General features: G+C 46.1%; 22 protein-coding genes. 11 read left to right on the top strand and 11 right to left on the bottom strand.

Annotation, left to right across the window (positions count from 1 at the left end; genetic code table 11):
• Positions 1-36: 36 nt before the first annotated feature.
• On the bottom strand, positions 37-1,575 hold the full coding sequence (locus tag ACKTRM_RS16750; protein ID WP_012118586.1) for a glycosyltransferase family 2 protein: 1,539 nt from the start codon (positions 1,573-1,575) through the stop codon (positions 37-39).
• Positions 1,576-1,712: 137 nt separating this feature from the next.
• Positions 1,713-2,102 (bottom strand): glycerol-3-phosphate cytidylyltransferase, encoded by a 390-nt coding sequence (gene tagD, locus ACKTRM_RS16755; RefSeq protein WP_003151361.1) that lies wholly within the window; start codon positions 2,100-2,102, stop codon positions 1,713-1,715.
• Between the two features lie 355 nt (positions 2,103-2,457).
• Here tagD and ACKTRM_RS16760 point away from each other — a divergent pair, with 355 nt between their 5' ends.
• Together ACKTRM_RS16760 and ACKTRM_RS16765 are read left to right on the top strand one after the other, a co-directional pair.
• Positions 2,458-3,228 carry a WecB/TagA/CpsF family glycosyltransferase gene (locus ACKTRM_RS16760; RefSeq protein WP_012118587.1) on the top strand — a complete coding sequence of 257 codons (771 nt, stop codon included), beginning with the start codon at positions 2,458-2,460 and terminating at the stop codon, positions 3,226-3,228.
• A gap of 32 nt (positions 3,229-3,260) precedes the next feature.
• On the top strand, positions 3,261-4,427 hold the full coding sequence (locus ACKTRM_RS16765) for a CDP-glycerol--glycerophosphate glycerophosphotransferase (protein ID WP_012118588.1): 1,167 nt from the start codon (positions 3,261-3,263) through the stop codon (positions 4,425-4,427).
• A 61-nt stretch (positions 4,428-4,488) separates the two neighbouring features.
• Here the strand turns inward: ACKTRM_RS16765 and ACKTRM_RS16770 are convergent, their stop codons facing one another.
• Positions 4,489-7,134 carry an N-acetylglucosaminidase gene (locus ACKTRM_RS16770; RefSeq protein ID WP_012118589.1) on the bottom strand — a complete coding sequence of 882 codons (2,646 nt, stop codon included), beginning with the start codon at positions 7,132-7,134 and terminating at the stop codon, positions 4,489-4,491.
• Positions 7,135-7,273: 139 nt separating this feature from the next.
• Positions 7,274-8,224 carry a mannose-6-phosphate isomerase, class I gene (gene manA, locus ACKTRM_RS16775; protein WP_012118590.1) on the bottom strand — a complete coding sequence of 317 codons (951 nt, stop codon included), beginning with the start codon at positions 8,222-8,224 and terminating at the stop codon, positions 7,274-7,276.
• 219 nt (positions 8,225-8,443) lie between these two features.
• On the opposite strand from manA, the gene ACKTRM_RS16780 reads away from it, so the two are divergent.
• Genes ACKTRM_RS16780 through ACKTRM_RS16790 form a run of 3 tightly spaced genes read left to right on the top strand, consistent with a single transcriptional unit; the run spans position 8,444 to position 12,134 of the window.
• Positions 8,444-9,895, top strand: coding sequence for a spore germination protein (locus tag ACKTRM_RS16780; protein WP_012118591.1), 1,452 nt, complete (start codon positions 8,444-8,446; stop codon positions 9,893-9,895).
• Positions 9,896-9,900: 5 nt separating this feature from the next.
• Positions 9,901-11,007 (top strand): GerAB/ArcD/ProY family transporter, encoded by a 1,107-nt coding sequence (locus ACKTRM_RS16785; RefSeq protein WP_012118592.1) that lies wholly within the window; start codon positions 9,901-9,903, stop codon positions 11,005-11,007.
• Positions 11,004-12,134, top strand: a complete 1,131-nt coding sequence (locus ACKTRM_RS16790) for a Ger(x)C family spore germination protein (protein WP_012118593.1) — start codon at positions 11,004-11,006, stop codon at positions 12,132-12,134. Before ACKTRM_RS16785 ends, ACKTRM_RS16790 begins: the two co-directional genes overlap by 4 nt.
• Before the next feature lie 3 nt (positions 12,135-12,137).
• Here ACKTRM_RS16790 and ACKTRM_RS16795 read toward each other — a convergent pair whose 3' ends face one another.
• Together ACKTRM_RS16795 and ACKTRM_RS16800 are read right to left on the bottom strand one after the other, a co-directional pair.
• Positions 12,138-13,550, bottom strand: a complete 1,413-nt coding sequence (locus ACKTRM_RS16795) for a bifunctional glycosyltransferase family 2 protein/class I SAM-dependent methyltransferase (protein ID WP_012118594.1) — start codon at positions 13,548-13,550, stop codon at positions 12,138-12,140.
• 92 nt (positions 13,551-13,642) lie between these two features.
• Positions 13,643-15,019 (bottom strand): sugar porter family MFS transporter, encoded by a 1,377-nt coding sequence (locus tag ACKTRM_RS16800; RefSeq protein WP_007407509.1) that lies wholly within the window; start codon positions 15,017-15,019, stop codon positions 13,643-13,645.
• A gap of 302 nt (positions 15,020-15,321) precedes the next feature.
• Here ACKTRM_RS16800 and ACKTRM_RS16805 point away from each other — a divergent pair, with 302 nt between their 5' ends.
• The 3 genes from ACKTRM_RS16805 to ACKTRM_RS16815 all read left to right on the top strand — a co-directional run bounded on the left by ACKTRM_RS16805 (position 15,322) and on the right by ACKTRM_RS16815 (position 18,158).
• Positions 15,322-16,308 (top strand): LCP family protein, encoded by a 987-nt coding sequence (locus ACKTRM_RS16805; protein WP_012118595.1) that lies wholly within the window; start codon positions 15,322-15,324, stop codon positions 16,306-16,308.
• Between the two features lie 155 nt (positions 16,309-16,463).
• Positions 16,464-17,321 (top strand): Cof-type HAD-IIB family hydrolase, encoded by an 858-nt coding sequence (locus tag ACKTRM_RS16810; RefSeq protein ID WP_007407511.1) that lies wholly within the window; start codon positions 16,464-16,466, stop codon positions 17,319-17,321.
• 105 nt (positions 17,322-17,426) lie between these two features.
• Complete coding sequence (locus ACKTRM_RS16815; protein WP_041482221.1) at positions 17,427-18,158, top strand: sunset domain-containing protein; 732 nt, start codon at positions 17,427-17,429, stop codon at positions 18,156-18,158.
• 38 nt (positions 18,159-18,196) lie between these two features.
• On the opposite strand, the gene ACKTRM_RS16820 is transcribed toward ACKTRM_RS16815, so the two are convergent.
• The 5 genes from ACKTRM_RS16820 to pgsB all read right to left on the bottom strand — a co-directional run bounded on the left by ACKTRM_RS16820 (position 18,197) and on the right by pgsB (position 22,564).
• Positions 18,197-19,432: a C40 family peptidase gene (locus ACKTRM_RS16820; protein ID WP_012118597.1), complete on the bottom strand. Its 1,236-nt coding sequence runs from the start codon at positions 19,430-19,432 to the stop codon at positions 18,197-18,199.
• A gap of 150 nt (positions 19,433-19,582) precedes the next feature.
• On the bottom strand, positions 19,583-19,744 hold the full coding sequence (locus ACKTRM_RS16825; RefSeq protein WP_003151344.1) for a hypothetical protein: 162 nt from the start codon (positions 19,742-19,744) through the stop codon (positions 19,583-19,585).
• Positions 19,745-19,751: 7 nt separating this feature from the next.
• Complete coding sequence (locus ACKTRM_RS16830) at positions 19,752-20,900, bottom strand: CapA family protein (RefSeq protein ID WP_007614174.1); 1,149 nt, start codon at positions 20,898-20,900, stop codon at positions 19,752-19,754.
• Positions 20,901-20,918: 18 nt separating this feature from the next.
• Entirely contained in the window at positions 20,919-21,368 is a 450-nt protein-coding gene (gene pgsC, locus ACKTRM_RS16835; protein ID WP_003151340.1) for a poly-gamma-glutamate biosynthesis protein PgsC, read from the bottom strand.
• A gap of 14 nt (positions 21,369-21,382) precedes the next feature.
• The gene (gene pgsB, locus ACKTRM_RS16840; protein ID WP_003151337.1) at positions 21,383-22,564 is read right to left on the bottom strand and encodes a poly-gamma-glutamate synthase PgsB; all 1,182 of its coding nucleotides are present in this window, start codon (positions 22,562-22,564) and stop codon (positions 21,383-21,385) included.
• Positions 22,565-23,295: 731 nt separating this feature from the next.
• On the opposite strand from pgsB, the gene ACKTRM_RS16845 reads away from it, so the two are divergent.
• Genes ACKTRM_RS16845 through ACKTRM_RS16855 form a run of 3 tightly spaced genes read left to right on the top strand, consistent with a single transcriptional unit; the run spans position 23,296 to position 26,969 of the window.
• Positions 23,296-24,765: a spore germination protein gene (locus ACKTRM_RS16845; protein WP_023357161.1), complete on the top strand. Its 1,470-nt coding sequence runs from the start codon at positions 23,296-23,298 to the stop codon at positions 24,763-24,765.
• Positions 24,755-25,846 (top strand): GerAB/ArcD/ProY family transporter, encoded by a 1,092-nt coding sequence (locus tag ACKTRM_RS16850; protein WP_012118599.1) that lies wholly within the window; start codon positions 24,755-24,757, stop codon positions 25,844-25,846. The genes ACKTRM_RS16845 and ACKTRM_RS16850 overlap by 11 nt, the downstream gene beginning before the upstream one ends.
• Entirely contained in the window at positions 25,836-26,969 is a 1,134-nt protein-coding gene (locus ACKTRM_RS16855) for a Ger(x)C family spore germination protein (RefSeq protein ID WP_012118600.1), read from the top strand. Before ACKTRM_RS16850 ends, ACKTRM_RS16855 begins: the two co-directional genes overlap by 11 nt.
• Positions 26,970-26,983: the final 14 nt, after the last annotated feature.

The following is a 26,983-nucleotide window of genomic DNA, read 5'->3' on the forward strand; positions in this document are numbered from 1 at the left end:
TCCTCTGTTTCAATTAAACATATCCAATCACAATCATCATTTTGTTACTTTCAGCGAAAGGTTCTCCTTCACCGTCCGGTAGAATTGATATTGCAGTCCGTTCGCTTCTGCCGTCACCTTTTCACCGTCGTCTCTGTTTAACATGACACGTTCATAATCGTTATAAATGACATACATAATATAACCGCCAAGTCCGACTTTTTCAATGTCACGTAACGGGATTTCAAGGACGTACCGCCCGTCTCCCAGTGACTGAACCGGAAACTGGTGGACTACTTTCATGTTATCTCTGTGCTGAAACTGAATATATTGGGCATTATTTCTGTCCTGTCCGAACAAGCGGAACGTAACGGTGAATTTATGATCGGCGAACACCGCGCTTTCCGTTTCTCCGTGCATGCGAAGTTCGACCAGTTTATTTTCTTCATCCGTCAGCGGGCTTTCTAAATAAGCCAGCCCGCCTTGCGTCACGATGTTTTTATCGGGCTCTTTTTTGGACCAGCGGAACAGCTTTTCGACCTCATCATACCGTTTTTGAGTCAGCAGACGGTAGGCTGTTTTATGAATCGGATGAAAAAATGTCTCGGAAATATCGTATTTCGTCTTCTTTAACACATTCAGAATTTCATTGAATTTATTGTAGTAGGCTTCTTTGTTTTCGCTTTTCAGGAAGTGCATCCGATCGAAAAGACGCGTAATGGAATCAAATTCGATCAGGCGGTTCATCGCCATCTTCTCTTTTTCAGTATCTAATTTTTTGTTCAGAATATACTTCATTACGGCTATGTTCGTGTCGGTTTTTTCCATTATATTAGTCTGCTTTGTCAGCGACTCATTATTGTCCATTCTGTTCAGATAATAGACCGGTTCGGTTGACGTTGAAATATCTCCGCACGCCAAAAGAACATCCATAAAAAATTGCTTATCTTCAGCAAATTTCATTTCCGGATATCTGATATCATTATCTTTTAGAAATTGTAAGTTCATCATTCTTGCCCGCGGGCCGAGATGATAGAAAATATGCCGGATTGAAAAAGGCGATACCTTCGCTCTGTTCAGCGAAGACTCATGTTTCCCGATCGTTTTTTGACCGTTTACCTGCATTTCGATCGTTTTTCCGACCGCATAATTTACCTGATCTCTTTCAAGCATGTCGAATAAGATTTTAACTCCGTTCGGCGCAAACCAATCATCCGCATCCAAAAATGTAATGTACTTTGCATTTGCCAGCTCAATTCCCAAGTTTCTCGGATAAGCCGGGGTTCCCGTGTTGTCTTTCAAAAAGACGACTGTAATATTTTCATACAACTCGGCGTACTCAGTCAGGATGTTTCTGGAATCATCAGTAGAGCAATCATCGACCAGAATTAAAGAAATATGCTGAAAGCCGATGTTTTGAAGGATCACTGAATCAACTGTTTTCCTTACATATTCTTCTGCATTATAAACAGGAACGACTACCGCTACCTTCTTCTCTTCCGCCAATGCTTCTTTATTTAAAATGGTATATTCGCGTTCTTCTACGGACGGCTTGGACTCTTTTTTATTCAACTTAAAAAAGTTACTAAGATTCATCTTTAAATTCTCCTCTTATTGTCTAGCTTTTTTTCAAAAGCGCATAACAAATATAGCGAAAATAACCTTATATTACAAGAAGTACTCCCTATCCGGAGGGAGTACTTCTTTATCATCTGTATATCCGAATGTTTCAATTACACCCCGGCAATTTCTTTTTTAATCTGTGTGGTGGAAATGCCTTCGGTTCTAGGGAGGTAGATGACTTCGCATTGATCTTTAAGGAAATCGAATTTGCCTTCCCAATCGTCTCCCATTACGAACACGTCGATGTTGTGATCCGCTACGTCACGTACTTTTTGATCCCAGCTGTTTTCCGGAATGACTTCGTCGACATAACGGATCGTTTCCAGAATCAGCTTTCTGTGTTCATAGCTGTGGTAGGCCTTTTTTTGTTTTTGCAGGTTGAACTCGTCTGTTGAGATGGCAACAACAAGGTAATCTCCAAGCTGCTTTGCGCGCTCAAGCAGTTTAATATGACCCCAATGCAGTAAATCAAACGTACCGTAAGTAATGACCTTCTTCATGAAACAAAAGCTCCTTTCTATCATCATACGTATAACAAGCAACTGCCCTGAAATGCTGCGCAGCTGTATCCTTAATCACTAAAGTGCCAATTTCGTACTCATGGAACCTCATTATATCACATAGCCCTGAAAAGGTTAAGCCAATGTAAAACGAAGTTAAAATCCACTTATTAACAAATGTTATTACAATAGGAGTTTAGCAGGGTTTTTGCGCGTATGATTAAAGAAATTGTTATCTTATTTATATTTTTGTAAAACTATTGTTAAGTTTCTCTGAAGGTATTATGTTAAAATAAAGCTTAGCCTAAGTCACGAAAAAGTGAAAGAAAATCCCGTACAAAAAGGAGGACGGCAGATGCAGACTGAAATGGTGCACAACCTTTCTTATGTTAATGGAAATTTACAGGAGTTTATTTCATATTTAGACACTTATTATATCGCACAAAAGCAAGGAGCCGTCATTGCGACGGTCAATCCTGAGATCGGATACGCTGCGGCGAAAGACAAAGGTTATCATCAAGTCATTTCTTCCGCGGATTTCGTCCTGCCGGATGGTATCGGCGTCGTGTTAATGTCACGTTTGACGCAGCACCCGCTGAAATCAAGAATTGCGGGATTCGATGTGTTTCTTGCGCTGCTCGGCCTCGCAAACCGGCAGTCTAAAAAAATATTTTTATACGGAGCTAAGCAAGACGTGCTTGACGCCGTTTTGAACCGGATCAGCAAAGAGTATCCGAATATTGAGGTTGTCGGAGCCAGCAACGGTTATGAAGCGGATAAACGCTTCGTCGCCAAACAGATTTCCCGGGCGAAACCCGATCTCGTGTTTGTCGCCTTAGGATATCCCCATCAGGAACAATTTATTTATGAATACAAACATCTTTTCCCTCAGGCTGTATCGATCGGTTTGGGCGGAAGCTTTGATGTGTTCAGCGGAACGGTGAAACGCGCCCCTGAATGGATGATCAAAACGAATCTGGAATGGCTGTACAGACTGTTGACGAATCCGTGGAGATGGAAAAGGATGCTGAACATTCCGAAGTATGCTTTTACCGTTTTGAGAAATAATAAATCAAATAAAAGCCTGTATTCCAAGCAGGCAGAAGATCAAACGAAACAGCTTTAAACAAATAAAACAGCAAAAGAGATTGGTAATCTATGAACTTGCGATCTTTATTCGCCGCTTTTTATTCTATATATCTGTCTATTCTCGGCGTTTTGTTCAAGCCTGTAAAGCCCAAGAACCATCTGACCCTGCTGGTATCTTTTGAAGAGAATGCGCAGGCTCTCATCCGTTCTTACAAAGCGCACGCTGAATCGCTTTCTTATGAAATGACGGTTTTGTATACGAGACATGCCGTCAGTCTGAAAAAAGAGCTGGAAGGTATCGGCTCTTTTTATCTGAACGAAAAACATCCGCTGCATCTTTTGAAGGCTGTTTTGATCCTTTTTAAGAGCAAAGTGGTGATAACGGATAACTATTTCCTCATGACAAGCGTCTTAAACCGCCGGCCGCAAACGACATGCATTCAGGTGTGGCATGCGAACGGCTCTTTGAAAAAGTTCGGCCTTGAGGATGTGACGAATCAAAACCGTCCGGCATCAGATATCAGCCGGTTTAAAAAAGTGTACCGCTCGTTTGACTTTGTCACCGTCGGCTCAGACGCGATGGCTGACGTTTTTAAAAAGTCGTTCGGCATACGGGACGGCCAGCTGTTAAAAACGGGTGTCCCCCTGACTGACGTCTATTATGAAGAACACAAGCCGGAACTGAAGCACAAATGGCCGAAAAAAATCATCCTGTACGCACCGACATTCAGGGATTATGATATGCAATCCTTCCGGCTGCCATTCACCGAAGAACAGCTCACAAACGCGTTAAACGGAGAGTATATGCTGCTTGTAAAGCTTCACCCTGCCGTTTTGCATCAGATTTCCGCTTCGTTTGAAAGCGAACTGATCAAGAACGTGTCTGACATGCGTCTTCATGATCTCTTGAAAGCGGCTGATATTTTAATTACGGATTACTCTTCCGTGCCTTTTGAATTCGCGCTCTTAAATAAACCGATTTTCTTTTTCACGTATGATCTGGAAGAATATGATCGAAAACGCGGTTTAATCAACAATTATACGTCCGTCATTCCCGGAAAGGCTTGTCATGACAGCGAAGCCCTTCTGGAGGAAATGACGAAAAAGCCATTTCGTGCAGAAGAAATGAAGCGGTTCTCAGACAAATGGAATATGTATTCAGATGGGAATTCGAGTGAAGCGTTATTGAAATTTGCGGAAACAAAAATGAAAAATTGTGCTGAAGCACCTGCCTGAATCCGACGGCGGGTGTTTTTTGCATGAAGAAAGGGCTGAAGCATACACTTCAGCCCTTTTTTTATACTTTCATATACACGGGAACATCATAGTAAAGCGTATAGTCATCCAGCAGTGAGTATAAGCTGTACATGCGGTTTACCTGCTTATACGCCCAGCCGATATCTGTCGCATACTGATGGGCCGCGGCTGGAGACCATCTCATTTTATACAGCGTATCCTGCTCGTATGAAGGATTGTGAATATAAGACGCACCGATAAATTGGGCTCCGCCGATAATCGCGGCTTCCGGAGTAAACCAGCCTTGATTATACGCGTATTGTGCGCCGTAGTAATTCGGGTTGCTGTCATAAGCCCCGATGCCGTACATGTTGTAAACCTTTTTACCATTATACATAATGCCGTTCGCAAGCTCTGACGTGCCATTGCCCGTTTCAAGCAAAGCATGCGAAATCAAATACACTTCATTGATGCTGTATTTGCCGGCAGCTGTAATAAAGGCTTGGCCTTTCCCTGTCAGTATTCCTTTATTGACCAGCACTTTTTGATTCAGTTCCGATGCGTTCAGTCCGGCTGTCTGAGAGAGCTTCAGAAATTGAAAGTAATACTTGCTGTCTTGTGCGAAGTGAGCCGGATTGACATACTGCCCGACTTCGTCACTGCTGGCGTTTCTCCAGCCCATGCTGAGTTTGGCCCAGCCGTTTGTCTGGCCTGTGATGCTGACTTTATCGCCTTTTTTCAACTGCCCGATAATATTGCCGGAGCTGACTTCCGGGGTTGACCGGACGTTCAGGACGTCGGCTGTGACAGTTCCGGAGGCCGTATTGATGTACGTAAGCGATGCATAAGCCGCGGCATCAGTCTGCGGGCTGACTGTCATTTGTTTTTTGACCATATCTGCCAGCGAGATGTTGTAATTGGTATTCATGATTTGCGGTCCGTTTTTTATTTTCAAAATAGCCATCGTCCATCCGTACAGCTTTTTCAGCTTTTGGGAGGCGGCGTCCGCTGACTGCGCTCCCGTGAATTGATCGCGAATGCGGAGTTCATAAACCGGATGGCTTTCACTCGTATAGCCGGCCTGTAATTGTTTGGCGCTGAAAAAGCTCATGCTTTTATTTAAAACGGTTTTACTGCTGAATGTTTCGGTTTTGATGACGTACTGTGCAGAGCCGGTTTTCCCCGTCTCCTTCACAGTGCCGGCCGCTTTGTTTTGCTTGAAAAAAGCAGTCACGCGGTCAATGTCTTCCTTTTTAAGCAGCGGTGCCGTTTCAATTCTGAATTGTGTATACGCTGCTTCACCTGTTTTCTGCGCGGAGGCGGATACTTTTTTCCCTTTGAAAAAGTCCAGCGAACGATTGATCTTTGCCGTATCAAGCAGTGATTCGGTTGTGACTTGGTACGTTGTGTCCGTCTGCTTGGATATCGTTTTTGTAATGGCGGTCAGTTTATATCCCGCCAGCAGATTCAATCCTTTTTTTATCTTCGACTGGTCTGCCGTCTGCTGAGAAAGCAGCTGATATTCGTTTTCTGCTGTTTTTCCCGCCGCTGTTCTTGCCGTCTTTACATGCTGCTGGCGGAAAAACGCCTCCGCTTGATCTGCCTTTGCAGCGGTAAGCTGCCCTGCCGTGATCCGATAAACGGACACTGATGCTGTCTTTTTGACAGGCGATGCGTCGCAATGCCATTTTTTCTTTTTAAAGAAAGCTTGAACACTTTGCAGCTGCTTAGCCGTCAGTCCGCTCATCGCGACCGTGTAATTGTTTTTCTTGCCGGCTTTTTGATAGCTTACGCTCACACCCGTATTCTTCTTGATTTGGGTGATAGCATTTTGTACGGCGCTTACTCCGTTAAAATATCCTGACTGCACGTTGTACACGGTTGCTGTTTTGCTTTGGGCATACTTTTGAACATTCCCTTTGACGCCCGTTTTCTGCTGCAGCTGTTTCGCTAAACCTGCCGCATCATTTGCATTTGAAATGTCAGAGGCTGTCACGGTGATATTCGGACTGGCCTTTGCCGTGACTTTCAGCGACGCCTGCAATCCTGTTTCCTTTTGAAAATCAGTTTGGATTTGAGCGGCTTTTTGATCGCCGGAGATTGTTCCTGATTGGATCTGAAACCGGGCTGTTTCCCGTTTGATCTGACGGTATGACGCTTTCACGCCCGTCTGCTTCGTCAACGCTTGCGAGAGCGCTTTTGCGTCCGCTTCGGCCGCCATCTCAGCAGTCACGACCTGCATGTACGGCTGTTTTGTCCCCGCCGGCTTGACGGCGCCGGTCACGCCCGTTTTTTTCGTCAGTTCGGCAAGAAGATTTTTCGTCTGCCGCTCGTCTGATAGGACGCCTGATGTGACGGTCACGTACGGCTGTTTGCTTCCGCTTGCGCTGTAAGTGCCGGACACGCCCGTCTGCTTCGTAAAATCTTTCAGCACGGTTTTCGCATCCGTTTCATCGTGTAAGCCTGAAGCTGAGATTTGATAAGTGAGCGGCGTATTTCCGGCTTTCTTTGCGTCAGCCTGCCATCCCGTATCCTTTTTCAATTTCGCTGCCGCTTGAAGCGCCTCGTTCTCAGAAGCAAATTGCTGCTTCGTTTCCAGCTCGTAAACGGAGTAGTCGCTGTATGCGGCCTCAGCGGGCTGTGTAAGGGTGCAAAAGACAAGGAAAACGGCGGACAATAACATAGGTGCAACGAATCTCTTTTTCATTCCTTCTCCTCTTTCTGATTCAATTGGTTTCTATCAAACTAGTTTATTTATCGGCCGGCCTTCTTCATTTTTACAGAGAGAAATCACCCAATTTTCCAAATAAAAAAACTTAATCCCAGAGCTGGGATTAAGTTTGGTTTTATATATGAGAAACGATGATCGTGCAATCTCCGTTTATCGTAAAGTCAGGCATCTGATCCGGCAGTATGAAATGCGCGCCTTTTTCAAGCTTGGCGGACTTGCCTTCACAGATGATGGAGCCGCTTCCTTCTGTGACGCTGCACAGCATAAACGGAGCGTCCTGGGTCATTTCCGCCGTCCCGCTGATATCCCATTGGTATACAGAAAAATATTCTCCCTGCACAAAGGTTTTGATGGTGACGCCTTTTCTCGTTTCAGTTGATTCATCTAAAAATCCGTCCACATGAGGAACGGTGGCTGCGTTGACGGCATCGCGGATATGCAGCTCACGCGCCTGGCCGTTTTGATCTGTACGCCCGTAATCATATATCCGGTAGGCCGCCTCTGAATTCTGCTGTGTTTCAAGCACGAGCGCCCCCGCGCAAATGGCATGGATGGTTCCGCTCGGCACATAATAAAAATCGCCGGGTTTGATTTTCACACGGCGCAGCAGGCCTTCCCAGTCACCGCTGTTAATCATGGTGACAAGTTCCGCTTTCGAACGGGCCGTGTGACCGTATATGATTTCCGCATTTTCTTTACAGTCAATAATGTACCAGCACTCAGATTTCCCCGTTTCGCCCAGTCCATGATCCTCGGCGTCATAATCGTCAGGATGGACTTTAACGGACAGATGTTGTTTGACGTCCAGTATTTTCGTCAGCAGCGGAAACCGGTCCCCTTCCGTTCCGCCGAATAATTCTCTATGCTGATCCCACAGTTCCATCAAGGTTTTCCCTTGATACGGACCGCTTTTGACCGTGCTCATTCCGTGCGGATGGGCTGATATCGCCCAGCATTCGCCGGTTGTTTCTGAAGGTATGTCATATCCGAATCGTTCGCGTAATAACGTGCCGCCCCATAGTTTTTCTTTACATACAGGCTGTAAAAAAATCGGCTCTTGCGTCATGTTCGTTCCCCTCCCCTTAAAAAGCGGCTCATATCCCATTCCCCCTGTGTCTTTTTTAAAACACGGAGGGAGCCGCGGTTAAAAACAATATGTATAAAATGGCTGACCTGCTCATTATACCATTCGGATGGGGCGGGATGCTCAGTCATTTCCTATTCCAGAATAAAATTCCTTGTTTGTCGCAAATTAAAATAACTGATGGAAAAAGGGGGGAACATTGTGACGATACATGCGGAGCTCGGCAAAAACCTTGAAGTGCTGAAAAAACGGTTCGGCCAAAGCGATGACATGATGTTTTATTCGTTTACGTACGGAAACGGCAAATGTGACGCCTGTCTTATCTATATAGACGGACTGACCGACAATCAATTGCTTGCGGAATATATTATTTCGCCCGTGCAGGCGGCCGCCCGGCATCAAGAGGAACCGGCTGAAATACCGCCGTCATCCATCTCTTTCGGCTATCGTCATACCCGGCTTTCTTCACTTAAGGACGCGGAGGCAGACATTTTCTCCGGCAAATCGGTTTTGCTGGCGGAGGGATGGGAGGAAGCCCTTTCGTTTGAGACGGAAACATTTAAAATGCGTGATATTGAAGAACCGTCTTCAGAAGTGCTTGAACGGGGGCCGAGGATAGGTTTTGTCGAAAAGCTTCGGACGAACACGGCGCTTTTGCGCGAGCAGTCCGGTGATCCCAACCTCCAGATCAAAGAGATCACACTCGGCGAACGGACAAAAAAGCGGATTGCCGTTGCCTACATTCGGGATATTGCCCCTGATGATGTTGTAAAAGAAGTGATGAAAAGACTGGATTCGATCACCATTGATGACATTCCGGAATCAGGAGCGATTGAACAGCTTATTGAAGATAACACGTATTCTATTTTCCCGACCGTCTTGACGACCGAACGGCCCGACCGGGTTATGGGCGCTCTTTTGGAAGGAAGGGTTTCCATTCTTGTAGACGGAACGCCTTTTACCCTTTTGGTGCCGGCTACCGTTGATGAATTTATCCACTCCCCTGACGATTATAATCAGCGGTGGGTTCCGGTTACCTTTCTCAGGCTGCTTCGGTATACATGCATTTTAATCACGATTTATTTACCCGGCCTTTACATATCGCTCGTTACGTTTCACACGGGGCTTTTGCCGACGAGAATGGCGGTTACGATTGCCGGGAGCAGATTGAATGTCCCGTTCCCCCCTTTTGTTGAAGCGTTTATCATGATTTTTACGATTGAGATGATCAGAGAAGCCGGACTCAGGCTGCCGAAGCCGATCGGACAGACGATCGGCCTGATCGGAGGCGTAGTGATCGGGCAGGCCGCCGTTCAGGCGAACATCGTCAGCGCGATGATGGTCATTGTCGTATCCGTTACGGCATTGGCTTCTTTTACGGCGCCCTCCTATGCGTTCAATTTTCCGCTGAGGCTCATCCGTATTTTTTCAATGATTCTGTCGGCGATTTTAGGTTTATACGGACTGATCATGTGCTATCTGCTTGTCATCGGCCATCTGATGCGCCTGAAAAGCTTCGGTCAGGACTATCTTATTCCGATCATGGCGCAGCCTGGCCAAGACTTAAAAGATACGATCGTCAGACTGCCGACGCCTCTTTTGAAAAAACGGCCGACCAGAAAAGAGACGAAAGATAAAATCAAGCAAAGGTGATCCCCATGAAAAAACCGGAAGACAAGCTGTCGTTTATGCAGACACTTCTCATGGTAAGCGGAACAATGATCGGAGCGGGCGTGTTAACACTGCCGCGCTCCGCCGCAACAGCGGACAGTCCGAGCGGATGGATCATTATTCTTGTGCAGAGTGTCGTGTTTATCGGCATCGTCCTGCTCTTTATGCCGTTTTTGCAGAAAAACAGCGGGGAAACCATTTATGAGCTGAATCAAAGCATCATGGGCCGCGCCATCGGTTCTCTTCTGAATTTATTCATCAGCTGTTATTTTGTCGTCACCGTCTGTTTTCAAGCCCGTTTTCTCGGTGAAGTCATCAATTACTTTTTACTGAAAAATACGCCGATGGGTGTCGTCATATTCATCTTTCTGGCGGTCGGCATTTACCATGTGACCGGCGGGGTCTATCCCATTTCAAAGCTTTATGCCTATCTGTTTCCGATTGCGATCGTCATTCTGATTACGCTGCTCATATTCAGTTTGAGACTGTTTAAGCTGGATTTCGTCCGCCCGGTCATGGAAGGAGGCTACAAAAGCTTTTTTGAGCTGTTTCCGCGGACCCTTCTGTATTTTTCGGGACTTGAGGTGATTCTTTATCTGGTGCCGTTTATGAAAAACCCGAAGCAGGCGAAAAAGGCGGCTGTCTTCGGCATCGCAGGCGCGAGCATTTTTTACAGCTTTACGCTGCTTGTCGTCATCGGCTGTATGTCGGTCGCTGAAGCCAAAACGGTGACGTATCCGACCATTTCCCTGATTCATGCCTTGGAAATCAGGGGCATTTTCATAGAGCGGTTTGATATCTTTCTTTTAATTACGTGGACATGCCAGCAGTTCACCTGTATGCTCGGCTCTTTTAAAGGGGCGCATCTCGGATTAAACACCATTTTCAGACTGAAAAATAAAAACAATGCCTGGCTGATGGGGAGCTTATTGGCAGTGACATTCGGCCTTTCGATGTACCCCGATGATATCAATAGTGTGTTTGCATTTGCGAATATTCTCGGATATGCGTTTTTTGCCGTCATTATGATTCCTTTTCTCATCTGGTTTGTCAGCTGGATGAAAAAAATAGTCGGGAGGAAACAGACGTCATGACACTTTTCATAAAATGGGCGGCGGCGCTTTTCATACTGATGACGCTTTCAGGATGCTGGGACGCGAAGGAAGTCGAAAAGCTGTCTTTCGCCCGGGGGCTGGCGATAGACGAGACGAGTGACCGCCGATATAAATTAACCTATCAAAACCTGCTGCCCCAAAGCGAAAACAGCCAGGCTTCCGGCCGGCCCGTGTTTGTCAATGTGACGACGCGGGGGGATACCATTCTTGAAGCCGTCAGTGAAGTCTCTTTAAAAGATCCGCCTGTTTACAGCGATCATTTAAAAGTGCTGATATTCAGCGACAAATTGCTGGCCGACCAAAATATACTGCAGATGATGAATCATTTTATCCGCGATGATGAATTACGGCGGAGCAGCTATCTCTTCGCGGCAAGAGGAAAAGCGTCCGATATTCTGACGGAGCCGACGCCGAATCAGCAGCAGCCCATGGCCGCGGAAAAGCTGATCGACCTTACGAACAACGGCGGCTACAACGGGAAGATTTTAAAACCGCTCCGAATCGGGAGAGCTTCGATTTACTGCCATAATAAACTCAGTTTTCTCATTCAGGCCGTCAGCAATCAAAAAGGAAAAACGGTGTATGACGGAGCGGCCATTATCAAAAACGCAAAACAAAACAGATTGGCGGGATTTCTGTCATCATACGAAATACAGAGCCTGAATTGGCTGATGGGGACGATACGGGGCGGCGTGCTGCCCGCTTTGGATAAAGGGGGGCACCCGATTACCTTCGAGATCAAAAAATCAACATCCTCCATCACTCCCAGGCTGAAAAACGGGAAGCTGTCATTTCATGTAGCGGTAAAAACAAAAGGACTTTTGTCAGAGGATCAATATGCCGGAGAAGATTCATTCGATCAGCACTATTTAAACGGGCTGGAAAAGATTTTTGAAAAAAAACTGAAAAGCGATGTGAAAGAAGTCATCGATAAGCTGCAGAATCAATATGAAACGGACCCTGTATTCTTTTCTGACAGAGTCCGCATTCAATATCCCGACTATTGGAAGAAAGTAAAGCATCATTGGGATGAGACCTTCTCCGAAGCGGCTTTTGACTATGATGTTTCCATTCAGATTACCAACTTCGGAACGATGGGACGGTAGCCTTCAGCCTGTTTTTTCGACACGGAGGAGAATCTGATAAATCCGGCTTTGTTCGGGCAGCTGTGTCACCGGAAATTGCATCGATTGCGCCATTCGTGTGATTTCCTGTAAAAACAGCTGCACCCGCTCATCCACGTGAACATACGTATAGGACTGCTTTTTCACGTCAAATGTCTCTTCCGGAAAGAGCGTGCGCACCGTCTGCGGCGTAAAAAACCGCAAGTGGGTGCGGTCGAGAATGCCGGCGTCTCTGTATGTCCAGTCACCGAGCAGAAGCGGAAACAGCGCTTCGGCGTGGGAAATATTCGGAATGCTGCAAACGATTGATCCGGCAGGCGACAAATAGGATGAGTACGTTTCAATGACGCGCCACGGGTCTTTTAAGTGCTCAAGGATGTCCGCGAAAATGATGCAATCAAAAAAGCCTTCCGGATAAGGCAGCTTCACTTCTTCGACATCTTCCTGCAGCACCGCTTCATAGTATCCTTTTGCCGCTTGCGCCGCCAGCGGGTGCAGTTCTATTCCGTACAATTCGCAAGGCTGTCTGTTTTGAAGTTCCAGCCCCGTAGCTCCCGCACCGCAGCCGACATCAAGTATCCGTTTCGCCTCCCGGGGAACGAGCTCCGCAATTTCCGGTCTCGGATGAGTAAAGTACGTGAAATCAGTGCCCCATTTTTCCGTAAAACGCTGGCGGTTCTCCGAATATAACTGATTGATATTGATATCCTGATTAGCCGTAAACGTCGCGTGCCCGTGGTGATGCACAAAGGCATCGAGGGCGATGTGCAGGCTGTAGCCTTTTTGCAGGGCGCGCAGACATAAGTCATCATCTTCAAAAGAACCGTATCCGAATTGCTCATCGAACGGGCCGATGTCTTCAATGACGCTTCTTTTCACCAGAAGACAGAAGCCGACAAGGCGCAGCACCCGCTTTGTATGATGCTTTTCCCGTGCGCAATATGCCTCCGCGAATGACTCCAGCTCATCAAGCGATTGATATGCGTCGTGGATCATTTGCGCGCCGCTGACATAGTTGCTGACAGGCCCGACCATACCGGTTTTTTCAGATTGATACAGCACCCTCAGCATGGAGGTGAGCCAATTTTTCGTGACCATCGTATCGTTGTTCAGAAACAGCAGATTTTCTCCCCCTGCCGCTTCGATTCCCTGGTTGCACCCCTTGGCGAACCCGAGGTTTTTTTCATTTAGGATGACTTTGACGTCAGGCAGATTTGATATGTATTCTCTCGTTCCGTCTGAGGAACCGTTGTCAACTATAATCAGTTCAATCTTATCTTTGTCGGTGTATCGTTCAATGCTGGCCAGACATTTTTTCGTCAGCTCAAGTTCATTATATGTAAGGATAATAATACTCGTTTTCACCGGCATCCCCGCCTTTATCGTGACTTTATACAACGTATGACATATCCCCGTCATTTATGTGACCGGGCGCCCGCACGGCATCCGTTTTGAGGGGCCGGTGAATAACCGCCCCCTAAAACTGAATATTACGGATGAACTGTCCGCCGATTTGATTCTGATCCCGAGCCTCCGTTACGGCTTTTCAGATCCTGCTCAATTTCTTCAAGGCTTTTCCCCTTCGTCTCGGTCACTTTAAACCGGACGAACAGGAATGCCAGTATCCCGATCGCGGCATAAATGAGAAATAAATAGCTGATGCCGACTGCTTCCATTAACATCGGATAGGTTAATGAGACAATCAATGTTCCGGCATGCAGCATTAAAGTGGAGACACCCGTCCCGATACCCCGGACATGCAGCGGGAATAATTCAGGAAGCATGACCCACACGGCAGGCCCCCAGCTGACCGCAAACACAATGATAAACAGGCCTAAACAAATCACCGTTGTCCATGATGCGGCTGCTGAATGTTCAAAGAAAAGATTGACCGCGGCCAATACGAGCAGACTGATGACCATGCCCGCATTACCGGCCAGCAGCAGCGGCTTCCGGCCGATCTTATCAATGACTTTAATAGCCGCAAGCGTCATGATGACATTGACAGCGCCGATTCCGACCGTTCCCAATATAGACGCGGAATTGCCGAACCCGACACTGGTAAATGTTTTCGGGGCGTAATAAATAATTGTATTTGTCCCGATGAATTGCTGCAAAAAGGCAAGTCCGAGGCCGGCAATCAGCGCGGGTCTCACCCACGGCTCAAACAATTCTTTCAAGCCGCCTTCGTTTTCCTTTTCCGCTTCTTTCATCTGATCAATCTCATCATCAATATTCTTCGTTCCCCGCAATGATGAAAGGATTTCTCTTGCTTTCTCTTCTTTGCCGATCGTAAACAGCCAGCGCGGGCTTTCCGGCATAAATAGGATTCCGATCAGCAGAATGACTGACGGCACAACCGCAAGTCCAAGCATCCAGCGCCAAGCGCCTGCATCGGCAAATATATAGTTCACGATATAAGAAACGAGGATTCCGACCGTAATCATCAGCTGATTCAGCGAAGAAAGCGCCCCCCGTTTATGCTTCGGAGCCAGCTCCGATAAATAGAGCGGAACGATCGTTGTAGATGTTCCGACAGCCAGTCCGAGAATGATCCGGAAAAGAACCATCACCTCTGTATTCGGGGCAAAAGCGACTCCTAAACCGCCTATACAAAACAGCAGCGCCGCTCCCATGATGGCCTTCCGCCTGCCGAACCGGTCGGTCAGTTTGCCGGCGAATCCCGATCCGAGAATCGCCCCCGCCAATAACGAACTGACGACGAGGCCTTCTGTAAAGGCGTTCAGTCCCAGTTCTTTTTTCATAAATAAAATAGCTCCGGAAATGACTCCGGTATCATATCCGTATAACGCGCCGCCGAGTGCGCCGAAAAAATAGAGCCATTTATTCGAGTGTATGCTTTTCATGTTATAGACTCCCTTCATCCAACGCTGTATCCGCGCGGAATTGTTCTACTGCTTCTTTTGCCTGTTTCCGTCCGTTTCAAACCTTCCGCACCGTTAATATCCATTATTTTACTAATTATTTTTTACAAAGCGACGAAACATTTCCCGCTTCCTGCCGTCCAATATAATGTGAACCTGATGCAAAAATAACAGTAGATGTTGTCGAAATAGAGAGAAAGATTTGGAATTTTCTCATTTGCAGAGTTGCTCCAAGTCAACAATTATGGTACGCTTCACAAAGAATAGAAACGAGAGGTAATGATATGGAAGAACGATCTCAACGCAGAAAAAAGAAAAGACGCCTCAGAAAATGGGTGAAATTTGTACTGGTATTCGCCGCTTTCTTATTGGTGATCGCCGGTTCCGTCGGCACCTACGCATTTGTGAAATTGAATAATGCGACCAAAGAAGCGCACGTCAGCCTTGACCGCGGCGACCAGTCCGTAAAACGGATCAAAGAATTTGACCCGAAGAAGGATTCTTTCACCGTATTGCTTTTAGGAATAGACGCCCGTGACAATAAGGGCGAATCAGTAGATGACGCAAGAAGTGACGCCAACGTGCTCGTCACCTTCAACCGGAAAAAGAAAACAGCGACGATGCTCAGCATTCCGCGGGATTCCTATGTCAACATCCCGGGACACGGCTATGACAAATTCGCGCACGCACATGCTTACGGCGGTTATAATTTAACTTATAAAACAGTAGAAAACATGCTTGATATTCCGGTAGATTATGTGGTTGAGAGCAACTTCGACGCGTTCCGCGATGTCGTCAATGAGTTGAACGGCGTTACGGTAAATGTGAAAAGCCAGAAAATTGCCGATCGTATTAAAGTCGATACAAAAGGAAAAGTCGTGCTGAAGCCGGGCGTCCAGACGCTTGACGGTGAGCAGGCACTGGCTTATGTAAGAACACGCAAAGCGGACACCGATCTGATGCGCGGACAAAGACAGATGGAAGTGCTGAGCGCCATTATTAAAAAATCTAAATCGTTAAGCTCGATCCCATCTTATGACGATATCGTCGACAGCTTAGGGAAAAACTTAAAAATGAACTTATCTCTTAATGACGCCATCGGTCTGTTTCCGTTTATCACATCGCTGAAATCGGTGGATTCTTTGCAGCTGACAGGTTCAGACAGCTATATTTACACTCCTCAGTACGGCAAAAATATTTATTACTTCAAGCTGAATGAGGAAAACCTTCAAGAAGTAAAAACAAAATTAAAAAATGATTTAGACGCGTAAGACGTCACGGCGGGGTTTTAGAAACCCCGCCGTTTTTCTGTTGAAAAAAAGGACATGAAGGTATAGCCTTTTAACTGAAGGCTTTCTGCTGATTTCGCACAAAGCTGAACATACTACATGAAGCAGCTTTATTTTTAAGGAGGGCATCCATACATATGAAATTGATAGCCATTGACTTAGACGGCACATTACTGAACTCGGACAGTGTGATTTCTCCGGAAAACAGAGCGGCTTTACAAAGAGCGGATGAAGCGGGCATTCTCGTGGCCATCTGCACGGGCAGAGCCACGTTTGATGTAAAAGCGCTCTTGAAGGATTTGGATATTCCGATCATTGCGGCAAACGGCGGGACAGTCCATGACAAAGGATACCGCCTCGTCAGCCGGCTCTTAATGGATCAGCAGGCCGGGAAGGATATAGCCGCTTATTTAACGGACAAAGACATTTACTTTGAGGTCTATACAGATGATCATCTGCTGTCCCCATTTGACGGCGAGTCCAAACTGCAGGCAGAACTGGATATTCTGAAAAGCGCCAATCCTAAGGAAGATATTCATACATTATGGGAGGGCGCAAAGACGCAGTTCAAACAATTCGGCATTAAACCCGTACAGGATATACAGGCGATTTTTAACGGAGACGAACATGTTTACAAGCTTCTTTGTTTCTCTTTTGATATGGAAAAACTGAGAAACGCCAAAGAAGAAATTACACATCATCCGAAATTATCCCAGACATCTTCCGGAAAACACATTATCGAAATCCTCCCTGCCGGTTCTGGAAAGGGACGTGCTCTGACGGAGCTTGCCTCACTGTACGGAATTGAAAAACAGGATATTTACGCCATCGGCGACAGCCCGAATGATTTCTCCATGTTTGAAGCGGCGGGAAACCGCATCGCCATGGGCAATGCGATTGATGAACTGAAGGAAAAAAGCACGTATATTACAAAAAGCAACGATGAAAACGGCGTCGCATATTTCATCAACCGGCTTCTCGACAACGATCAATAAAAGGAAAAAGCCAGGTCTTTCACGGCCTGGCTTTTCACGTTTTCCAAAAAAGAAATTCCCAAAAATGAAAATAAATTGTAAGATAAAGAAAAAAGGAGTTTCATGATGTCGAATGCAATCGCTATTATAGGATGTTTAGCTTTTCTCTGCGCAGTCGGATACGGAATATTCCACCTCATATGCAAAGCGGCCAAAAAAGAAAAACGTTTTTCAAAAAAGCTGTTTTGGCCCCTTCTCATCGGCGGATTTATCCTGCTTCTGACCGGCGCCTCCCTCGCAGAGCCGGACGCCTCGGCCGTGAAGGCAGAGGAGAAATACAGCACCCTTGATACCGCTTATCAAAAATTGACGAAGGAACACCAGGCGCTTGAGAAAAAATATGAAAGCATCAGTGCCGCGGCCGAAAAGGAGAAATCCGAAGCCGAAGCCGGCAATGAAGAAAAACTCAGCAAACTCAGCCAAGAGATAAGCGAGCTGAAAAAAACAAACAAATCACTCAAACAAGACAATGAGAAATTAAAAAATTCACAAAAGAAGCTCGAAAAGACCGCTGAAACGCTTCAGTCAGAAAATAAAACTTTAAAGCGGCAGAAAGCAGAAGCAGAAACAAAAACATCCGAAAACGCGGAAACGGCGCAAAACAACGCCCCTTCCTCCGGCGGACATGCCGAAACGAAAGCAGCCGGCACCTCACAGGGATGCGACATTAAAGGCAGCCGGAACGGCATTTATCACACGCCGGGAAGTACATACTACGACCGGACGACAGATCCCGCGGAAATGTTCTGTTCCATAGAGGATGCGGTAGCGGCCGGATACAGAGCGCCGAAACGGTAAAAGAAAAAGACGTCAGAGACACTCTCTGACGTCTTTTTTTACGGAAGCCGGATGCCGCCCGCATATTTGTCCTTCCAATAAGCGCTTGTGTTCATATTTGTTATGGTAACGCCTGCGGACACGGTGACATGAATCACTTGTCCGTTCCCGATATAAATGGCCGGATTCAGGCTTTCCGCTTTAAAGAAGACCAGATCGCCGGGCTTCAGATCCTGTTTATCGACCGGAACGCCCGCCTGCATCTGCTTGTCCGCATAACGCGGCAGGCTGATTCCTTTCGCTTTTTGATAGACGTATTGAACAAATCCCGCCGTATCAAAGCCGGTTTCCGGTGAAACGCCGCCTTTCAGATAAGAAATTCCGATATGATCGGCCGCTGTGGACACAACGGGATTTTCTTTAGAAATGGCTAAATTGCTGAATCGGCGCACCCCCGTAAAATGTTTTTTCCAGTAATCTTCCGACAAGTAAGAAATGGTGACTTTTGCGGAGCGGCTTGCTTGGATGAACCTTCCCTCTCCCGCATAAATGCCCGCATGGGAAATTCCTTTTTTATACGTGTCGCTGAAATAAATCACGTCCCCGGGCTTTATGCCGCTCAGTTTGATTTTCTCACCGACCAGCCACTGCTGTTCCGCAGATCTCGGCAGGTAAATGTGAAGCTTGTTTTCAAAAACATATTGGACCAGCCCTGAACAGTCGAATCCCTCCTCAGGCGTGCTTCCGCCGAATACATACGGAATGTCGAGGTAACGGGCTGCCTCCTGAACGATCGGGTCATCAGCCAGTTCCGGATCTTTTGTAATCCGCTTTGCGCCAAGATATAAATTCATCCAATAACTGCTTTTTTGAAACCGTGTGACGGTTACGCCTTCTGACGGAGAACTGTGTATCATCTCTCCGTTTCCGATATAAAGACCGTCATGGACGGGTGCGTTTTGTGTTGAATCTGACTTTTTGAAAAACACAAGATCTCCCGGTAAAAGGTCATTTTCTTTGACGGCGGTTCCAACCTTCCATTGATCACTGACCGTTCTCGGCAGATGGATGTTCTGTCTGCTGAAAAGATAATGAATCAATCCGGACGGATCAAAACCGTCCTCAGGCTCTTCGCCTCCGTAAACATATTTATTTCCGACAAGTTTTTGCGCGTCTGAAACCATCAGGACAGAAACTTGAGAATCCGCTTCAGCAATTTCCGTTCTCGTTACTGCGGGTGCCACAAGACAAATCATAAGGCCGGCAAGGATGTACTTCCTCCAGCTTGTGAGCATGTTTTCTATTCACTCTCCTCATTTTTAGTAGTTTTTACATCGGTAACTTTTAACAAATGTTTAGGAGAGCACACAAAAAAAGAATGCCCGATATGGGCATTCTTTACTGGAATCGGAACAAACAATATGCCGGCAAGCGGAATCATGCGCTTATTTTGCGCCCGCTGTGTCCTCTTGCTGAATCTTTTGCATTTCCGTGTCAATTTTTTGTTTTTCCTGATCTGTGAGCTGATCATTGTATTTAAACGCTGACATAAACATAAATACCATAATGATCGCGGCAAACGGCCATCCCGCTTTAATGATTTTCATTTGTTTTTCACTCCGCTTTCTTTTTTAAGATATCGCTGTGATCCACATCAAACGTTAATTTTCCATCCTTGACGCTCCAATCGAAATTCGATTCTTTCGTCAGTTCACGTACGATCGTTTTATGATTGATGCTGCCTTTTTTAACCGGTGCAGGTGTTGCTTCATGAATATTCATCGGCGTGACTTCAAAGCGTCCCGTGCCGTTTTTCTGCAGATGATATTGAACAAGCGCCGTGTCTCTCGTTCTTGTCCACCCCTGGTCGAATACGAAGTTGCCCAGGCTGTAGAAAATAACGGTGCCGTGGTACATTTCGATCGGTTCTAGCACGTGCGGATGGTGTCCGACGATAATATCCGCTCCGGCATCTGACATTGCTCTTGCCAATTGGCGCTGTCTGTCATTCGGATCATTATCGTATTCCTGTCCCCAGTGTGTTTGAACAATGACAAGATCGGCTTTCTTTTTGGCTTTAGAAATCATCGGAATAAACAGCTCTGGATCGGCCGGAAGCACACCCGGCGCATTTCGTTTAGCTGCAAAGCCTTTTCCGGAAACATCAGTGAAACCCAGTGTTGCGATTTTGATTCCGTTTACATCTTGATAAGAAATGTTCTGCTCGGCTTCCTTCAGCGTGAGGCCCGCGCCGACAAGTTCAAGATTTTGCTTTGAAAACTCTTCAACCGTATCCCGCATTCCTTGAGGGCCGTAATCCATCGCATGGTTGTTGGCTGCCGTGAGAACGGTGAAATTCATGTCCTTCAATACTTTTACGGCATCTTTGTTTGACTGAAGGTGGATATTTTTTTCAGCTTCTTTGTAGTTCTTTTTATATGTAACCGGGTTTTCAAAGTTCCCCGACACATAGTCGGATGCTTCGAAGAATGGCTTTGCGTAACGGAAGACACTCTCCGTGCCTTTATGCTTTGTCACTTTCTCGACATTCCGGCCCATCATAATATCTCCGACGAATGAGGCTGATACAAGGTCATCGGCATTTCTTTTCACACTCGGCGTTTCCGCCTTCCCTGTCAGGATGCAGACGAACATCAGGCAAAAGACGATCGGCAGCGCGATAAAAACGTGAAGATTGGTCTTCTTTTTCTGCTGTTTGGTCAGCTTCAGCAGTTTTTCTTGAAAGCTTAATTGTTTTTTCATCGTTTGACACACCTTACATTAGATTAAGTAGTAAGCAAACATAATGGCAAAAGTTGCGCCGCTTAAGAACAGCGTGCTGGCAAATGTAATCGTTAATCCCTGTTTCTGAATGGTATTGGCGATCAGACCCGGTACGATGATACCGATTCCGCGGAATTCTGATATCTCAAACGGTACGATCGGGTAAAGGAAATCAAGGGCGATTTTTAAGCAGATTCCCGTTATCAGCATGGCTGCGAATTTTCTGCGTCCGTACAAAATCATAAATCTGGATAAACCGTATTTGACGATCACGTATGTAAGAAGACTCACTAACAATACGAGTAAAATAAAGACCGGCTGGTTAAAAACGAGCCCTAAATAACCCGGCACGACTAAACCGGCAGGTACGATACCTGTTTTTTCCGCGAAAATTAAACTGATTAACACGCCTAAAATAAGTGAGATGTATAAATCTGATCCGAACATTTATCCTTTTCCTCCTAGCTAACGAGCTGTTTCACCTTATACTCTTGAATTTTTTCAATTAATGGTTCCGCTGAACCGTGGATATTGCCGACGCCATATATGACACGGTTTTGCATTCTTGTTTTCAGCACGTCCATGATTTCGTCTGTTGATTTATATTCCAGATCGTGCAATGTATCGGCAGGAATCTTGCCTTCTTCATAAGCTCTGACGATCGGTTCAGTCGTCTCGCCGATGAGTATGAGTTCCTTCGTTTTAATGTACGGAAGCACGTCGTTTGCGAACTGAATCGTTCTGTCCACACGGTCGGCGCGGCAGTTCATGATAACGATCGGTTCATCTGTCGGGTAGCCGATTTCCTTTACACGTTTCCATATATTTAAAGTAGAAGATGCATCATTTGCGGCAAAGCCGTTTACGAAATGACCGGGCTCCTTCGTGCTGAGCAGCGGCAGGATTCTCATGGCGCCAGGATCAGGCGGCGCATTCAGCATTCCTTTAAACGCCGTTTCTTCATCTATCCCAAGAGCCTGGGCAACGCCGAGCGCAAGGGAAGCGTTATCAGGAAAGACCATATATTCAAATTTACGAAGGTATTCATCTGTAATTTTAGAGTTATCCGCAATAATGACCTCGGTATTCCGCTCTGCGGCTTTTTCTTTAAAGAAGTCTGTGTATTCACTGTCTGTAATGACAAGGTGACCGTTATACGGTATCGTCGCGGTAAATGCTTCAGCGATTTCATCAAGCGTCGGCCCCATGACGTCCATATGGTCTTCAAGCACATTCACGATGACGCCGATGTTGGCTTGAAGGAGTTCTTCCTGAAAGATAATCTGATAATCCGGGTTTACCGCCATACATTCACTGACAATGGCATTGGCGCCCCGTTCTACGGTTTCCTTCATTACTTCTTTTTGCTCGCCGATATTCGGGCCCTGCGGTTTCCGTTTGATCGGTTTCTCCTCAGGTGTATCCCAATAGATCATCCTTGCATCTGTTCCCGTCGTTTTTCCGACTGTTTTGTAGCCCGCCTCCATCAGTATTCCGGTCGTCAGCCTCGTTACGGTTGACTTTCCGCGGATACCATTAATATTGACGCGTACTGGCAGAGCATCGATATTCTTCTGATGCCGCCTTTTTTCAATGATTCCGATGATTAGTACGGCAGCACAGGCTATAATGAGTAACCACATTGATTTTTGACATCTCCTTCTGTATTGATAAATTCATTCATCAGTATATAGCTTCACTATGAATTCTCAATCGGCATTATGTAACATAATGTTCCCGCTTTCACTGAGCCAAACTTCTCTATTAGTGACGCTATTCTTCCTATTATCGAATTGCTTTTTTTGGGAATAGGCAGGACTTCAACCTTACTTCAATTTTTCAAAAGAAAAATGAATGCGTTTACATTTTCACGCAGAAATTCATTTGGACCAATGGAACTATTCGCGTTCCGGAAGAAAAAGATGTAATGAAAATCCATCTTTTCCAGCCCGTTTGTATCAGCGTTTTTCGCACTGCGCATACGTTTCGGGACTCTCTGTCCGCTGTGTGCAGACTGCCTGTTTTGTTAAGGATAAGGTCTTAAAGTCATTCATTTTTCCCCCGTATCCTGCTTTCAGTCCCATTCCAAAATAACTAGCGGAATGACTGGTACATGACAGAATAAGACGGGTCCGGAGTGTTTACAAGAAATACACATTTTATATGCGGAAAGCCTTTCTCCTTTTAAACCATTTACAGGACGTTTATCACTCTTTTGAAATAATTTTAATAAATCTTTATATTCGTTCAAGAAATATTCATCCATAATTGTGAAGTTCTTGGTAAAACATCGAGGAGCTCCTCTATTTTATAAAATGCATAAAAAAGGAATACCCGCTGAAAACTACAGATAACCAGGAAAGGAGGCGGTCTGATGTCTGCGGATAAACAAAACAAACGGATTCCCGGCGATTTTGAATCGGCTGTACGGGAAATGCAGGAGCTGATGTGTGTTTGCGGTGATTTTAAAATACGAAGGATCAAACTGCAGGACCGTCATACCGCTTTCTTTTATATTGAACAAATGATAGAAGAACAGAAGCTGAATGAGTTTCTGTTAAGCGACACCCTGCAGAACGGCCCGCTTGAGGAAACGATGAATGCCGTCAGCAGTGCGGAAACGGATGAAACCAGAAAACTCATTGACGGGATTTTGGCCGGCCAGGTTGTTTTTCTCAGCGATGCATCGAGGAAAGCGAAGCTGTTTTCCGTCGGGCAGAATCCGCTGCGTTCCATTATGGAACCCGAATCTGAAAGTATCGTCCGCGGCGCCCATGACGGGTTTGTGGAAAGTTTGGAAACGAACATTCATCAGCTGCGGTTTCACATACAGGACCGCCATCTCTCCGTTCATTATATGGATATCGGGGAAAGAGCCAAATCAAAGGTTGCGGTTATCTTTGTTGAGAATATCGCCAATCCGGAGATTGTGGAGGAAGTGAAGCGGCGCCTGTCATACTTGCGTATAGACAGCGTGCTTGCGCCCGGGATTATCGAGGAATCAATAGAAGATAATTCGTTTTCCATTTTTCCGCAGATCATTCATACGGAACGGCCGGATAAAGCAAAAGCATGCGTAATGGAAGGCTGTGTACTGATCATGATGGACGGGAGTCCGTCGGCTTTGATTGCGCCGATCACATTCTTTTCTTTTTTTCAATCTCCGGATGACTACAGCACGAGATGGATTTCCGCCAGTTTTTTAAGAGTGCTGAGATTTTTCGCCTTTATGATCGCGATTACGCTGCCCGCTTTTTATATCGCGCTGATTGCGTTTCATTTTGAAGTCATTCCCAACGATCTGATTATCACCATGAAAAATTCGATTGTTGATATTCCCTTTCCCCCGCTGATAGAAGCCATGATTATGGAAATTACGATTGAACTGATCCGCGAAGCCGGTATCAGGCTGCCGAGACCGATCAGTCAGACGATCGGCATTGTCGGCGGTCTCGTGATCGGTGACGCAGTCGTTCAGGCGGGACTCATTTCTAATATGATGATTATCGTCGTAGCCGTTACGGCCGTTTCTTCTTTTGTGCTTCCTTCATATGAAATGAGCACGTCCATTCGAACGCTCAGATTTCCGCTTATGTTTCTGGCATCCTCGTTCGGTTTTATCGGCATCGCACTCGGCTTCGGGCTTATTCTGATGAACCTGTGCAAGCTTGAATCACTCGGCGTTCCTTATTTATCATCTCTGACGCCGTTTCATTTCAGCGACTTGAAGGATGCATTTATCCGGCTGCCGGCTTGGTTTATTAAAAGAAGGCCTTTTTATTTGAGACCGCAAGACTCAAAGCAGATGAAACATGTTCGGGGGTGGAGAAAAGATGAAGCCTAAAAAAATCAGCCCGCTTCAAGGCGTGTTTTTCATTAATCAGACGCAGATCAGCATCGGCATTTTGGCGCTGCCCCATTTACTGATGATGAAATCGGGAAGCAGCGGATGGATTTCCATTCTGCTTACCGGATTGCTCGTCCAGCTTACATTCAGCCTGTATATGATATTATTTCACCGGTTTCCGAAGCTGAACCTGTACGAAATGCTGGAGGAGGTGTTCGGAACACTTGCCGGCAAAGGGGTGCAGGTGCTGTATATTTTATATTTCGCGTTTCTCTGCACGCTCATTCTTTCTGTATTTACACGGATATTGGATATCTGGGTGCTCCCTCAGACTCCGAATTGGGTGGTCAGCTTAATGCTGATCCTCGGTTCTGTCTATATCGCCCAGGCCCCGCTGAATGCGATTGCGAGGTTCAGCTTTATTTTAACGCCGTTTTTGCTGCTGATCTCTCTGCCGATTTTATACACGCTGGGAAAAGCCGATATCACATACATTATGCCGATTTTTCACGGAACCGCAAAAGACATGCTTACCGGGGTGCAGCAAACACTTGTCAGCATTACCGGCTTTCAGGCGGCGCTCGTGATCGGGCCCCTAATCAACTGCACCGTCAGCCAGCGCTACAAAATACTGACGATTTCAAACATCTTGATTATCCTTTATTACCTGTATATCACCCTTACTTGCTTTGTCACAATCAGCCCCGAAGAAATAAAAATGATCCCGGAGCCTGTGCTGTACCTGTTAAAAACCGTTTCATTCAGAATTATCGAACGGACGGATCTGCTCTTTTTGACGTTTTGGTTCGTGACCGTCTTTTCAACGCTGGCCAACGTGTTTTACTTGGCAAGCACCGGCATCGCCAAGCTGTTCAATCAAAAAGATCACAGCCGGTTTGTTTATCCGCTGGCCCTGCTCGTCTTCCTTCTGTCTATTTGGGCCACAAGCACAGATAAAACGATACAGCAGCTGGATCAGTTTTTCCGCATTTCCGATATTGTGTTTGTGTATTTGTTTCCGTTGTTTATGGTATTGATTGTCCTTGTACGTAAAAAGGGTGTCCGCCATGCGCATTAAAAAAGCGGTTCTTATCAGTCTCATGTGCGCAAGCCTGACACTTGCGGGCTGCTGGGATCAAAATTTGCTGAAAGATATTTCTCTCGTGCTGACCGCAAGCCTTGATGTTGATCATAACGGTAAAAATAAAATCGGCATCACCTATCGGAAGGTTCAGTCCTCCCAGGCGGAACAGGAAACGGGCGGCTCATTCATTACGACGGTGCTCAGCGCTTCCGGGCACACCATCCGTGAAGCGCGGTTTCAATTGGATAAGCTTGTCGATCAGCGTATTGACACGTCCAAGCAAAGAGTCTTATTAATCGGTGAGAAAATGGCGGAAAAACCGCTTTTTCCTTATCTCGATGTCTTTTACAGAGATCCGAAAAGCCCGCTTCTCGCTCATCCGGCGGTTGTAAAAGACGGCGAGGCGATTGAAGTGCTGAAGCTGATCGTCCGGCAGAAATTGATCGTCAGCAAGTATTTAACGAATTTATTAACAAGCGCTAATGCGGAATCAAATATCAGCATGGAAAATTTGCAATCCATCCGTTCAAGCATGCTGACGGCTGATAAGGATTTCGCCCTTCCTTATTTATCGATTAACGGACAGACGATAAAGGTAGAGGGTTCTGCCCTGTTCAGCGGCCAGCGGAAAGTGACTGAGGTGCTCGGTCAGGATTCGACCCTCCTGACCCTTTTAAGCGGGCAATTTAATAAATCGGCTAATATTAATCTGAAGCTGTGGGACAAATACAAAATGGATATTGAAAATTATCTTTCTCTCGGCATCACGGATGCCACGCGAAAGATTGTATTTATAGATACAGATCCGCAGCATATAAAAGTGAAAATCCGTTTAAAGCTGAATGCACGCGTCTTGGAATATCCAAAGGACAAGCTGAATTCTTATACGGCAATCGACCAAATAAACAAACAAGCCTCAGCAAATTTGAACAGCCAGGCCAGATCGGTGATCAGCCATATTCAGGAGCACAACTCGGATATCCTCGGCATCGGCCGGAAATATCAAACCCATTATTATGAGCGGGGCAAGCGGCTCAATTGGCGTGGGGTCTATCCTTCCATCGAGATAATCCCTGATATCAAAGTGAGTATCTCACAAATCGGCATCGTGAACTAAAAGAGACCGCGGTC

It is taken from the genome of Bacillus sp. D7-8, from assembly GCF_052055895.1.
Lineage (GTDB): Bacteria > Bacillota > Bacilli > Bacillales > Bacillaceae > Bacillus > Bacillus velezensis.

Coding starts and splice junctions, on each gene's coding strand:
- ACKTRM_RS16750 (WP_012118586.1), bottom strand. CDS start 1,575: ATGAATCTTAGTAACTTTTTTAAGTTGAATAAAAAAGAGTCCAAGCCG.
- tagD (WP_003151361.1), bottom strand. CDS start 2,102: ATGAAGAAGGTCATTACTTACGGTACGTTTGATTTACTGCATTGGGGT.
- ACKTRM_RS16760 (WP_012118587.1), top strand. CDS start 2,458: ATGCAGACTGAAATGGTGCACAACCTTTCTTATGTTAATGGAAATTTA.
- ACKTRM_RS16765 (WP_012118588.1), top strand. CDS start 3,261: ATGAACTTGCGATCTTTATTCGCCGCTTTTTATTCTATATATCTGTCT.
- ACKTRM_RS16770 (WP_012118589.1), bottom strand. CDS start 7,134: ATGAAAAAGAGATTCGTTGCACCTATGTTATTGTCCGCCGTTTTCCTT.
- manA (WP_012118590.1), bottom strand. CDS start 8,224: ATGACGCAAGAGCCGATTTTTTTACAGCCTGTATGTAAAGAAAAACTA.
- ACKTRM_RS16785 (WP_012118592.1), top strand. CDS start 9,901: ATGAAAAAACCGGAAGACAAGCTGTCGTTTATGCAGACACTTCTCATG.
- ACKTRM_RS16790 (WP_012118593.1), top strand. CDS start 11,004: ATGACACTTTTCATAAAATGGGCGGCGGCGCTTTTCATACTGATGACG.
- ACKTRM_RS16800 (WP_007407509.1), bottom strand. CDS start 15,019: ATGAAAAGCATACACTCGAATAAATGGCTCTATTTTTTCGGCGCACTC.
- ACKTRM_RS16805 (WP_012118595.1), top strand. CDS start 15,322: ATGGAAGAACGATCTCAACGCAGAAAAAAGAAAAGACGCCTCAGAAAA.
- ACKTRM_RS16810 (WP_007407511.1), top strand. CDS start 16,464: ATGAAATTGATAGCCATTGACTTAGACGGCACATTACTGAACTCGGAC.
- ACKTRM_RS16815 (WP_041482221.1), top strand. CDS start 17,427: ATGTCGAATGCAATCGCTATTATAGGATGTTTAGCTTTTCTCTGCGCA.
- ACKTRM_RS16820 (WP_012118597.1), bottom strand. CDS start 19,432: ATGCTCACAAGCTGGAGGAAGTACATCCTTGCCGGCCTTATGATTTGT.
- ACKTRM_RS16825 (WP_003151344.1), bottom strand. CDS start 19,744: ATGAAAATCATTAAAGCGGGATGGCCGTTTGCCGCGATCATTATGGTA.
- ACKTRM_RS16830 (WP_007614174.1), bottom strand. CDS start 20,900: ATGAAAAAACAATTAAGCTTTCAAGAAAAACTGCTGAAGCTGACCAAA.
- pgsC (WP_003151340.1), bottom strand. CDS start 21,368: ATGTTCGGATCAGATTTATACATCTCACTTATTTTAGGCGTGTTAATC.
- pgsB (WP_003151337.1), bottom strand. CDS start 22,564: ATGTGGTTACTCATTATAGCCTGTGCTGCCGTACTAATCATCGGAATC.
- ACKTRM_RS16845 (WP_023357161.1), top strand. CDS start 23,296: ATGTCTGCGGATAAACAAAACAAACGGATTCCCGGCGATTTTGAATCG.
- ACKTRM_RS16850 (WP_012118599.1), top strand. CDS start 24,755: ATGAAGCCTAAAAAAATCAGCCCGCTTCAAGGCGTGTTTTTCATTAAT.
- ACKTRM_RS16855 (WP_012118600.1), top strand. CDS start 25,836: ATGCGCATTAAAAAAGCGGTTCTTATCAGTCTCATGTGCGCAAGCCTG.